Genomic DNA, 12,089 nt, shown 5'->3' on the forward strand with positions numbered 1-12,089 from the left:
TTTGACAAGCGTGAATTATGAGCCAAAGTGGTAGTTGAATTCGAGCCATCCCTGGCGGCCTTGCGGGCTGTAGTTGCCGATCGGGTAATACGGCCAGCCGTTGCTGGTGTCGCGCTTGATCTTGTCGAACACGTTATTGACGATCAGCGAGACGGTGGCGCGGTCGCTGATGCGGTAGACGGTGCTGATGTTGGCCAGCGCCGTCGGCGTCAGGTAGCCGGTGCCGGCGGCATTCGGCACCTTGCCGTAGCGGCTGACCAGCAAGGTATTCGACCAGTCGCCCGCCGCCCAGTTGACGCTCAGGTTCAGTTTGTCGGGCCAATCCATGTTGGTCAGCGATTTGGTTTCGTCGGTCTCTGCATCGCCGGCGAATTGCTGCGATTTCTTGCTCAGCACCCGCGCGTAGTTGGCCTTGAAGGCAAAGCGGCCATAGTCCGTTGTGCGCAGCACATACTTCAGGCTGACGTCGACACCGCTGCTGCTTTGCTTGGCTGCGTTGATCGGGTTGACGGTGATGGTCTTGATCTCGCCCGCCTTGTTCAAGGCATTGGCCGCATAGCGCTCGATGCGGCCCAGGGTATCGATACAGGTCGGCGAGCCGATGTCGGCCTTGCCCAGGCGGCAATCGGATTCGTCGCGCAGCAGCTTGTCGGCGCTCAGGTTCGTCACCAGGTCGTCGATCTTGATGTTCCAGTAGTCGACCGACACGTCGAAATTGGCACTCGGCGACCAGACGGCGCCCACGCCGAAGGACTTGCCCTTTTCCGACTGCAGGTCGCGGCTGCCGTTCTGTACATAATCGGCGCCAGGCGATTTATTCGCATATTCGCAGCCGTCGATGGCCTGTCCGGCAGCGTCGCAACGGTAGTAATCGGTGGTGCTCGAATAATAGCCTTTGCCGCGGGCCTGGTAGATGTAATTCATGTCCGGCGCGCGGAAGCTGGTGGCGTAGTTGGCGCGGAACAGCAGCTCCGGCGCCGGGCGCAATTCCAGACCGCCGTTATAGGTGAACTTGCCTTCCTTGCGCCCGGCAAAGCTGTAGCGGTCATAGCGGCCGGCCAGGGTGCCGATCAGCTTTTCATGCAGCGGCAGGTTCACTTCCGCGCCCAGCGCATAGCGCGAACGGGTGCCGGCCGTGGTGCCCGAACCGGTGGCGATATTGAAATAGCCCTGGTCGATACGCGCGTCGGGTTCGTTGCTGAAACCCTGCTTGCTCGCTTCGGCTATCGTGGCGATCTTCGCCGTGCCGGCAGGCAGCTGGAACAGGTCGCCATTCGTGGCCAGGCTGAGAGTATTCGTCCAGGCCTTATCCTTGCTGTCGCTGTAGCCGCTGATGCTGTCGAATTCGGCCGGCGTCAGCCGGCGCGACAGACGCGCCGCATCCGGTGCGTAGATGGCCACGCCCTTGGCATCCGTGCCCAGCTTGGGTCCCAGGAAGAAGCTGTCGATGTTCGACAATATGCGTGGCGTGTGGCCTTCGCTCTTGTAGACGGACGCGTTGTAGTTCGCTTCATACTGCCATGCGCTGCCGGGAATGCGGCCCTTGGCGCCCAGCGAGATGGCGGTGGCCTGGTCATCCCAGCTGCGCTTGTAGCGCTGCACGCCGCCGATTTCCTCAGGCGACATGAAGCGGGTCCACTCTTCGTAGGCGCCGCTGTTCTGGTTCAGGAAGTAGCCGTTGCCCAGCGAGGCCGAGGTCCACGATGGGCCGCGCGTCGTATTGACGGTCTTGTTCTTGCCGATCAGGAAGTCGGCAAACAAGGTCGTATCGGCATCGAGCTCGTAATTGGCGCTGCCAAACACGTTCTGGCTGCTATTTTTGGTCTGCGTGGTCCAGTAGGTCGGACGGGCTTTCGGGCTGGCGCAATAGCTGCCATTCTTCGCCGTGTACTTGCTGACACTGCCGCCGAACATGTCGCCAAACTGGCTGCAGGTGTCGCCCAGGTCGACATAGCGGCCGGACGTGCCTGACGCCATCACGCGGCGCGAAGCGACCGTGGTCGGTACGCCCGAGCGGCTGGTCATGAAGTCGCGCTCCATGCTCCACAACGGGTCGCGCTCGCTCAATTCCACGCTGAACAGGGTATGCAGTTTGTCGAAATTGCCGCCGCCCGTCAGCTGCACGCGCTGGTTGCCGGCGCCGCCGCGCGAGGTGCCGCCGACCTTGACGTTGATATCGAAACCTTCCGCCTGTTTTTTCAGGATCACGTTGACCACGCCGGCAATCGCGTCCGAGCCATAGATGGCCGAAGCGCCGCCGTTCAGAATCTCGATGCGCTCGACGATGCTAGCCGGGATATTCGCCAGGTTGGTGAAGTTGACCGCGCCGTCATAGGCGATGGGGAAGTCGGCCAGGCGGCGGCCGTTGAGCAGGATCAAGGTGTGGTTCGGCCCCAGGCCGCGCAGGCTGATGGTATTGGCCGACGGCGTGAACGTGTTGCCGTAATCTTCGCCCTGCGTAAAGCCGCTGTTCTGCACTTGATTGGTCAGCGCGTCGAAGACGTTCTTGTAGCCCTGCTTGGTGATTTCATCGCCGGTCAGGATGGTGACGGAAGACGGGCCTTCCAGGCTGGCGCGGGGAATGCGCGAACCGGTGACCACGACGGCTGGCGGGGTGGCCGCTGCCTGCTGAGCCGCTGCGGGCGCTTGCGTTTGCGCGTGCGCCTGCCATGCGGTGCCGCCCAGGATGGCCAGTACGCCAAGGCTGAGCGGGGTTAACTTGAACTGTTTCGACATCGTTGCGCTTCTCAAGGTGGGAGAAAAGCGGGACGATAGCAAAATGACAGTCATTCCAGAACGAATGGATTCATCTTTCTATATATCAAAATTGTTATATAGAAATATTTTTGAGCAGGAAAACGTCAGGCGCCACGGCGATGCCAAGGCAGAAGCATGCGCTTTATTGGCGAATGAGGGCAATTTCCTTGTAGGCCGGGCGCAGCAGCCGCGTCGCCGTCTCGGCCGGACTCTGCATCGAACTCAACAGCCTGGTCGCGCCTGTGGCCGGGATGCAGCTGCCGCTGTTGCGGTAGCGCAGCGCCGCCGCCAGCATGCCTTCGGCCGCGTCGCCCAGTTGGTGCTGGAAATCATCCGTCACGTCGCAGGTCGGCGCCATGCCATCGGCAAAGTCGCCAAAGCCCTTGGCGTTGACACCCTGGAACTGCACCGCGAAATAGGTGGTGCCGCAATTGGGCGTGGGATAGAAACCGTAGGGCTTGCCGCACGTCGTGCCGCCGATCAGGTTGACTTGCACATTCACGCCGCGCAAGCCGTTGATGATGGCTTCGCTGGCCGAGCAGGTATTGCCCGTCGTCAGCACGGTCACCCGCGTCAGCCCCAGCGAGGGCAAGGGCGTACCCTTGGGGAGGGGATTCGGGCCGGGAAAGCCCTGGCTTTGCGCATGGAAGGGCACGGGCGCTTTCGGCCGGGTCTTGTCATTGAAGAGCACCTGCTCGAAGGTCTTGCCGGTGGTGACTTGCGGGCCGGCAATCATGTAAGCGAGCTCGCTGGCGACATCCAGATAGCCGCCGCCGTTGTAGCGCACGTCGAGCACCAGGTCGCTGATGCCGGCCGCCTGGAAGCGGCGCATGCTCTCGACCAGCTGACGCTCGGCGACATTATTGTGGGTGTTGAAGGTCAGATAGCCCACCTTGCCCGTGGGCGTGTCGATGATGCGCTCGTTCTGCACGGCGCTGGTGCTGACCTCGACGGCCTGCAGGGTGGCGCTCAGCGCCATCCCACCACGGCTGAATCCCAGCGTGTGCGTGCCTTGCGCTGCAGGGAACAGGCCCGCGTTGATGATCTTCACGCTGGCAGTGTCTGCGGCATTGACGAAATCGACGCCATCGATGCTTTGCAGCAGGTCGCCCCGCTGCAAGCCCGCCAGGGCCGCCGGCGAGCCTGGTTCGACGATCGAGATCACCGCCTGGCGCGGTGGCGTGTTACGCGTCAACGCCAGCAGCATGCCGTAGCCCAGTTCAATGCCATTCTGCGCATTCTCCCACTCTGCCGTTGGAGTCGTGAAATGGAACTGGTCCTTGGGCTTGCCGGACGCCGTCGTCGCCGTTGTTTTCAGCACGTCGAAATACGCGATGGGCGTGGTGAAGCTTGGCGGCTGGTACGAGGTCGGTACTTCGCGGTACCACAGATACGTTTCATCGATCCAGCTGCGCACCCACGTCAGTTCATCGAGCAGGGTGCCCGGCTTGTCGATGCTGCTGCCGCTGCGCGGTGCCTCGCAGCGGTTCGCCACAGTGGACGAAGCGACCAGCGCCGTGGGACCCGTCGGTACGGTTGGCGTCAAGGGCGGGACGACGGGCGCGCTGTCGCTGCCGCCACCTCCGCCGCAGGCACTCAACACGAATCCGAGGGAAACAGCGAGGCAACGAAGGCGCAGGGAATGCATGAGAAACTTTCCGAAAAGAAATTATCGAAAAATTATAATATGTTTTGCCAGCAAGCGTTGTTTTCTTTGTCACAGAAAAATGGCGCCCGCAGGCGCCATTACTACTACGTCATACTCAAACCATCACGCCACGCTGGCCGCCACGGGCGCTGCCACGACGGGCGGCAGCGGCGTCGGCGCGTTGAAGGCGATCAGCAAACTGGCTTCCTTCTCTTTCGCCGCCTTCAAATGACGTTCCTTCACGTGACCATAGCCGCGGATGTCTTCCGGGATGCTGGCAATGGCCACGGCTTGCGCCAGCTTGGCCGTCGTCAGTTTCGGCAGCAAGCCGCCCACCGTCGCGCGGTATTCAAGAATCAGCGCGCGCTCCGTCTTGCGCTCGGCCGTATGGCCGAACACGTCGAACGCCGTGCCGCGCAAGCCCTTGAACTTGGCCAGCACGCCGAAGGCCTTCAGCATCCACGGGCCATATTCCTTCTTGATCAAATGGCCCTGCGCATCCGTCTTGGCCATGATCGGCGGCGCCAGGTGGAACTTGAGCTTGATGTCGCCCTCGAACATGGCGGCGATCTTCGCCTGGAAGGCGCCGTCCGTGTACAGGCGCGCCACTTCGTACTCGTCCTTGTAGGCCATCAGCTTGTAGAAGTAGCGGGCCACGGCTTCCGTCAGGCGCAAGTGCGGACCATTCAGGGCGCTTTCGGCCGCGCGCACCTGGCTGATGAAGTCCAGATACTGCTGCGCATACGCACGATCCTGGTAGGCCGTCAGCAAGGCGACCCGTTTTTCGATGATGTCGTCGAGCGTGTCGATGCGCTTGAATTCCACCACTTTCGCTGGCGTCGTCATGCGCACCAGGCTGGCCGTATCGTGGGCGCCCGCGCGGCCCCAGTTGAAGGCGGCCTTGTTGAACGCCACCGAGACGTTGTTCAAGTCGATGGCCTTCATGATCGACGCCTCAGTCAACGGCACCTTGCCCTTTTGCCAGGCATAACCGAGCATGAACATGTTCGTCGCGATGGAGTCGCCCATCAGCGCCGTGGCGATCTGGCCCGCATCGATGAAATCGACGTGATCCGTACCGCAGGCCTTTTCGATTTCCATGCGCGCCGATGCACCGGGGAATTGCCAGTCCGGGTTTTTCACAAACGCCGCCGTCGACGAGCTGGTCGAGTTGATCATGGCCCAGCTGCGGCCCTCGCCCATGCGCGACAGCGCGTCGCGGCTGGCCGTGACGATCAAATCGCAACCGATCACCAGGTCGGCCGCGCCCGTGCCGACGCGCGTCGAATGGATGTCTTGCTGGCGGTCCGCCAGGCGTACGTGCGACATCACGGGGCCGCCCTTTTGCGCCAGGCCGCTCATGTCGAGCACGGAACAGCCCTTGCCTTCCACGTGCGCCGCCATGGCCAGGATCTGGCCCACGGTGACGACGCCCGTGCCGCCGATGCCGGTGACCAGGATGCCGAACGGTTCCGCCGTCGAAGGAATGACGGGTGTCGGCAAGGCTGGTGCGGCTGGTGCGTCCTTGTCGGCGGCAGCGGCTTTTTTCGGCTTTTTCAAGCCGCCGCCTTCCACCGTCACGAAGCTGGGGCAGAAACCCGTCGTGCACGAGAAATCCTTGTTGCAGGACGACTGGTTGATCTGGCGCTTGCGCCCCAGTTCCGTTTCCAGCGGTTCCACCGACAGGCAGTTCGATTGCACGGAGCAGTCGCCGCAGCCTTCGCAGACGGCTTCGTTGATGACGGCGCGCTTGGCCGGGTCCGGGTATTCATTGCGTTTCCGGCGGCGGCGTTTTTCCGAGGCACAGGTCTGGTCGTAGATCATGGCCGACACGCCGGGCATGTCGCGCAGTTCGCGCTGCACGTCCATCAGTTCCGAACGGTGGCGCACGGTGACGCCTTCGGCCCAGGCGTAATCGTCCGGGTATTTTTCCGGCTCATCGGTGACGACGATGATGGGACCGACGCCTTCGGCGGCAATCTGGCGCGAAATGATGGCCGGAGACAATGGGCCATCGAATTCCTGGCCGCCCGTCATGGCCACCGCATCGTTGAACAGAATTTTGTAGGTGATATTCACCTTGGCCGAGACGGCGGCGCGGATGGCCAGGATGCCCGAGTGGAAATACGTGCCGTCACCGAGGTTGGTAAACACGTGCTTTTCATTCGTGAACGGCGCCTGCCCCACCCACGTGACGCCTTCGGCGCCCATGTGGGTAAACGTCGACGTTTCGCGGTCCATCCACAGCACCATGTAGTGGCAGCCGATGCCGGCCAGCGCGCGCGAACCTTCCGGTACCTTGGTCGAGGTATTGTGCGGACAGCCGGAACAGAAGAACGGCGTGCGGTCTTTCTGCGGATCGGGTTTCACGCTGATCGCTTTCAGCACATTCTCTTTGGCTTCCAGGTAGGCGATGCGCTCCTTCACGCGCTGCTCGACGGGGTGACCGGCGTAATAGCGCGAAATGCGGCTGGCAATCGCGCGCGCGATCATGGCCGGGTTCAGTTCATACGTGGCCGGCAGCAGCCAGTCGCCGTGTCCCGTGCCCTTCTGGTTGCTCCACTCGCCCGTGTCGTCGAACTTGCCGACCACGCGCGGACGCTCGCCATCCTTCAGGTTGTACAACTCTTCCTTGAGCGCGTATTCGAGGATCTGCCGCTTTTCTTCCACCACGAGGATTTCATCGAGGCCCTTGGCAAATTCATGCACGCCGTCCGCTTCCAGCGGCCAGGTCATGCCGATCTTGTACAGACGGATGCCGATGTCGGACGCCGTTTGCTCGTCGATGCCCAGGTCGGCCAGCGCCTGGCGCGTGTCGAGGTAGGATTTGCCGGCCGTGATGATGCCGATGCGCGCCTTCGGGCTATCCCAGATGATTTTATTGAGCTTGTTGGCACGCGCATACGCCAGCGCCGCATACCATTTGTAGCTGTTCATGCGCACTTCTTGTTCCAGCACCGTGTCCGGCCAGCGGATGTTCAGGCCGCCGGCCGGCAGCTCGAAATCGGTCGGCAGCACGATCTGCACGCGGTCCGGGTCGAAATCGACGGCGGCGCCCGACTCGATGATGTCGGTCACGCATTTCATCGACACCCACAAACCCGTGTAGCGGCTCATGGCCCAGGCATGCAAGCCGTAATCGATGTATTCCTGTACCGACGACGGGTACAGCACGGGGATGCCGCAAGCGTTCAGGATGTGGTCGGACTGGTGCGCCGTCGACGAGGATTTCGCCGCATGGTCGTCGCCGGCCAGCACCAGCACGCCGCCATGCTTGGCGGAACCGGCGTTATTGGCGTGTTTGAACACATCGCCGCAGCGGTCGACGCCGGGGCCCTTGCCGTACCACATGCCGAACACGCCGTCGTACTTCGCGTCTTCGAACAGATTCGTTTGCTGCGTGCCCCAGACGGCCGTGGCGGCCAGGTCTTCATTCAGGCCGGGATGGAATTTGACGTGGTGTTCATCGAGGTATTTCTTGGCCTTGATGGCCGTCATGTCGACCGACGTCACGGGCGAACCGCGGTAACCGGTGATGTAGCCGGCCGTATTCAGGCCCGCTTTCAGGTCGCGCTCGCGCTGCAGCATGGGCAGGCGGATCAGCGCTTGCGTGCCCGTCATGAAGGCGCGGCCACGCTCCAGCGTATATTTGTCGTTCAGGGAAATCTCGGACGCGTGCGCGCCCGGCTCAAGACTCGAGCCCTTGATTGGTGCATTCATTACTTGTCTCCATTATTCTCGGTGCTACGCGTGCAAAGTCGGTTGAACTCACACGTACCGGTCGCGCTTTGTGAGCATGCCGGTGCGGAAAAATGACTTGTTTGTCGTAGACTACCACAGGAGGGCGCACAGTTCTTTTGCTGCACTGCACTCCCGGGCGGGTGCTGTTTGATGCCTGTTTTCTTTGCTGCCATGTCGGATTACGCTGCGCTAATCCGACCTACATCAATGGCGCGTGACGCGTAGGTCGGCTTAGCCCGCCAGGGCGTAAGCCGACAACAGCCAATTACGCCGCGTTCGTATCTTTCAGCACGCCGCGCTTGATCTGATCCAGCTCGATCGATTCGAACAGGGCGCGGAAATTGCCTTCGCCGAAGCCCTGGTCGCCCTTGCGCTGGATGATCTCGAAGAAGATCGGGCCGATTACCGTCTGCGTGAAGATTTGCAGCAGCAGTTCGCGTTCCGTTTCCGTGCTGTGGCCATCGATCAGGATGCGCAGACGGCGCAGTTCTTCCAGCTGCTCGCCGTGGTTCGGCAGGCGGCGGTTGACCAGTTCATAGTACGTTTCAATCGTATCCTGGAAATCGATACCCGTGTCGCGCATGCCTTGCACGGAAGCATAGATATTGTCCGTGCCCAGCGCGATGTGCTGGATGCCTTCGCCATGGTACTGGTCCAGGTATTCGGCGATCTGCGACTTGTCGTCCGACGATTCATTGATCGGGATGCGGATCTTGCCGCAAGGCGAAGTCATGGCTTTCGATTTGAGGCCCGTCAGCTTGCCTTCGATGTCGAAATAGCGCACTTCGCGGAAGTTGAACAGGCTTTCATAGAAGCTCGCCCATTCCTTCATGCGGCCACGGTGCACATTATGCGTCAGGTGGTCGATATACGTCAGGCCATGGCCGACGGGGTTGGCGACGGCGCCGGGAATGGCGACGAAGTCGACGTCATAGATGCTGATGTCGCCGATGCCACCCGGTGCGGCGGCGCCTTCCTTGTCGGCGCCCTTGCCGCGCCAGCGGTCGACGAAGTACAGCAGGGAATCGCCCACGCCCTTGATGGCGGGGATATTGAGCTCCATCGGACCCGTTTTATTGTCGAAACCCCAGGCACCCAGTTCCAGCGCGCGGCGGTACACAAAGGCCGCATCGTCGACGCGGATGGCGATGGCGCACACGGACGGGCCGTGATGGCGGGCAAAACGCTGCGCGAACGAATCTTGTTCGGCATTGATGATGAAATTGATGTCGCCCTGACGGTACAGGGTCACATCCTTGTGGCGGTGGCGCGCGATGGCCGTGAAGCCCATGTTCTCGAACAGCTTGCCCAATGCTTTTGGGTCTGGTGCTGCATACTCGACGAACTCGAAACCATCGGTACCCATCGGGTTATCCCAAGGCTGAAATTGCATGATGTCTCCTCCAAGAAGTAGCGCACAGTATAGGCGTGGCTCACGGGCATTAAATGCCAAAGATCTCCCGAACAATCATGATTTGCGCAATAATATTGCGTGAAACGAGAACCACCGGAGGGAGCATGAGCAAAATTACGCTGGATAAAACGGACCGCAAGATCCTTGCCGTCCTGCAGGCCGATGGCCGCCTGTCGAATCAGGACGTGGCCGAACAGGTCAGCCTGTCGCCGTCGCCATGCTTGCGCCGCGTCAAACGGCTGGAAGAAGCGGGCGTCATCCGCCAGTATGTGGCCCTGCTGGACCCGGAAAAGATCGGCCTGGGCTTGCTCGCCTATGTAAATGTGCGGCTGGAAAAGCACAGCGACGCCACCGCGCACAGCACGGCGCGCGTGCTGGCGCCCAACCTGGTGACGACTACCTCGCCGCGCGCCGACTTCGCCGTGGCCGTGGCGCATTGGCCGGAAGTGGTGGCCTGCTATGCGATGACGGGCGAAATGGATTATCTATTGCGCGTGCATGTGGAAGACATGGAGCATTTTTCGCGCTTCATGATGGCGACCCTGTTGCGCCACCCGGCCGTGCTGGACGTGAAATCGAGCTTTGCCTTGCAGCGCATCAAGGATACGACGGCCCTGCCCTTACTGTGACGGCGGTGACGGTGGCTCGGGCTTCTTCTTGCGCCCCGGCAAGCGATCCCACAGTTTGAATGCGGCGCGCGCGTTCGCCTTGAGCGTGTAGTCGAACATGGCAAACTGCTCCTGCACGGCTTCCTGCAGCATGCTGGTCGGGTTCGGCGGCAATAGTTTCAAATAAGCATCAGCTTCGCCATAGTCGCGCTGGATTTCCATGCCCGCCTTCTTGGCGATATGCATCATCGTCTTGTTGGACGACAAACAATGCATGTACAGGGTATCGACATCGTTGTTGCGGCAGTGTATCGCCGCCCGCTCGAACAGTTTCGACCCGACGCCCATGCCGCGCATGGATTTCGACACGGACACGCCAAACTCGGCCACCTGTTCCTTGTCCGTGACGACACTTTTCGCCGGCGACTTGTCCTTCGGCGCGAACGCCAGATGCCCCACGCCCACCAGCTTGAACAAGCTGTTGTAGACGCCATAAATCATATCGCGCGAGAAATCCATCTTCTGCACGTACTGGGCGACGAGTTCATCGGGCAAGGTGCTGCCGAAGCGCAGCAAACGGTCGCTTTTCTCGAGCGACAGAAAATGCTTCATCATGCGGCGCCGGTCGCGCTCATGCAACTGCTTGACAAGCACGCTCGGGCGCCCGCCGCCGCTACGACTGAGCCAGCGGCGAAACGGATTTTGAAACAGCTTGGGTAAGGTCACGACGACTCCTGGGGGCGGTGCTGCGGCACGTCAGGCCGGTATTGTGCAGTGCAACATTGTGGCGCCATTGTAGCCTATTCCCGCCATTCAAACCTGGGCCAGGAATGCTTGCACGGCGGCCACCCGCGCCGCATGGATGACTTCAGGAATGCGTTTCGGCTCCGTACAACCTTGCGCCAGCGCGCCCGCATTGACGGCGCGCGCCGCGTCCAGCCCGCCCTGCAAGCGCACCGCTTGTGGAAAGTCCCCGGTGACCAGCCCATCGCACGCCACCGCTTGCAGCAGCTGCGCAAAGCGCTGCGGTTTACGCAAGCCATCGCAGCGCTCGCACAAGCTCACCACGGCTTCGGCGGTCAAGTTCAGCGCGCCATTGATCTGTTCCAGCTCACGCGCCGCCATGACGGCCAGCTCGCGGCACTCGTTGGGCACGCGCAGGCGCTCGCTCAGTTGTTCGATGGCATCTTTCGGCAGGCGCAGCAGCAGGGCGGCGAAACGCACGGGCAAGTCAAGGCCTTGCGCGGCCGCATGATCGATGACCTGCAGCAAGCGCTCGCTCAACTGGATTTCTCGCATGATGCGCGCCAGCGCGCCGCATTCCTGCAGCACCGTCAGCATGCGCGACGGCCGCGCTTCCATCAATCCTTTCGCTACTTCCTGCCACACGCGTTCGGCCACCAGGGCATCGACTTCGCCGTCGGCCACCATCCGGCGCATCAGCGCCATGGTGGCGGGCGCGACAGTGAACGTATGAAACCGGGCGGCAAAGCGCGCCAGGCGCAAGATACGCACGGGGTCTTCGCCGAACGCGTCGGAGACGTGGCGGAAGATTTTGTTCTCGATATCCTGAATGCCGCCGAACGGGTCGGTCAACGTACCGTCCGCGGCTTGTGCGATGGCGTTGATGGTCAGATCGCGCCGCACCAGGTCGTCTTCCAGCGTGACGTCGGGCGCCGTGTGGAAGACAAAGCCCCGGTAGCCGGGGGCCGTCTTGCGTTCCGTGCGGGCCAGCGCGTATTCTTCCTGCGTCTTCGGGTGCAGGAAGACAGGAAAATCCTTGCCGACGGGGCGGAAGCCCTGGCGCAGCATATCCTCGGGCGTGGCGCCCACGACGACGTGGTCGTGGTCTTTCACGGGCAAGCCCAGCAGTTGGTCGCGCACCGCGCCACCGACCGTGTAAATCTTCATGGTGAACTTC

General features: G+C 61.7%; 7 protein-coding genes. 1 reads left to right on the forward strand and 6 read right to left on the reverse strand.

Annotation, left to right across the window (positions count from 1 at the left end; translation table 11 throughout):
* Positions 1–15: 15 nt before the first annotated feature.
* The 4 genes from CLU93_RS10205 to hppD all read right to left on the reverse strand — a co-directional run bounded on the left by CLU93_RS10205 (position 16) and on the right by hppD (position 9,539).
* A complete protein-coding gene (locus CLU93_RS10205) occupies positions 16–2,736 on the reverse strand; it encodes a TonB-dependent receptor plug domain-containing protein (protein WP_099760968.1) in 2,721 nt (906 codons plus the stop codon).
* A 163-nt stretch (positions 2,737–2,899) separates the two neighbouring features.
* Positions 2,900–4,405 (reverse strand): S41 family peptidase, encoded by a 1,506-nt coding sequence (locus CLU93_RS10210; RefSeq protein ID WP_099760969.1) that lies wholly within the window; start codon positions 4,403–4,405, stop codon positions 2,900–2,902.
* A 123-nt stretch (positions 4,406–4,528) separates the two neighbouring features.
* Positions 4,529–8,125 (reverse strand): indolepyruvate ferredoxin oxidoreductase family protein, encoded by a 3,597-nt coding sequence (locus CLU93_RS10215; protein ID WP_099760970.1) that lies wholly within the window; start codon positions 8,123–8,125, stop codon positions 4,529–4,531.
* A gap of 286 nt (positions 8,126–8,411) precedes the next feature.
* Positions 8,412–9,539 (reverse strand): 4-hydroxyphenylpyruvate dioxygenase, encoded by a 1,128-nt coding sequence (gene hppD, locus CLU93_RS10220; protein WP_071079812.1) that lies wholly within the window; start codon positions 9,537–9,539, stop codon positions 8,412–8,414.
* 125 nt (positions 9,540–9,664) lie between these two features.
* On the opposite strand from hppD, the gene CLU93_RS10225 reads away from it, so the two are divergent.
* Positions 9,665–10,189 (forward strand): Lrp/AsnC family transcriptional regulator, encoded by a 525-nt coding sequence (locus tag CLU93_RS10225; protein ID WP_099760971.1) that lies wholly within the window; start codon positions 9,665–9,667, stop codon positions 10,187–10,189.
* On the opposite strand, the gene CLU93_RS10230 is transcribed toward CLU93_RS10225, so the two are convergent.
* Positions 10,181–10,894, reverse strand: coding sequence for a GNAT family N-acetyltransferase (locus tag CLU93_RS10230; protein ID WP_096233337.1), 714 nt, complete (start codon positions 10,892–10,894; stop codon positions 10,181–10,183). The two genes, CLU93_RS10225 and CLU93_RS10230, sit on opposite strands and share 9 nt — an antisense overlap.
* 87 nt (positions 10,895–10,981) lie before the next feature.
* Positions 10,982–12,079, reverse strand: coding sequence for a multifunctional CCA addition/repair protein (locus tag CLU93_RS10235; RefSeq protein ID WP_099760972.1), 1,098 nt, complete (start codon positions 12,077–12,079; stop codon positions 10,982–10,984).
* Positions 12,080–12,089: the final 10 nt, after the last annotated feature.

The organism is Janthinobacterium sp. 35, assembly GCF_002754575.1.
In the GTDB taxonomy this organism is placed as follows: domain Bacteria; phylum Pseudomonadota; class Gammaproteobacteria; order Burkholderiales; family Burkholderiaceae_D; genus Janthinobacterium; species Janthinobacterium tructae.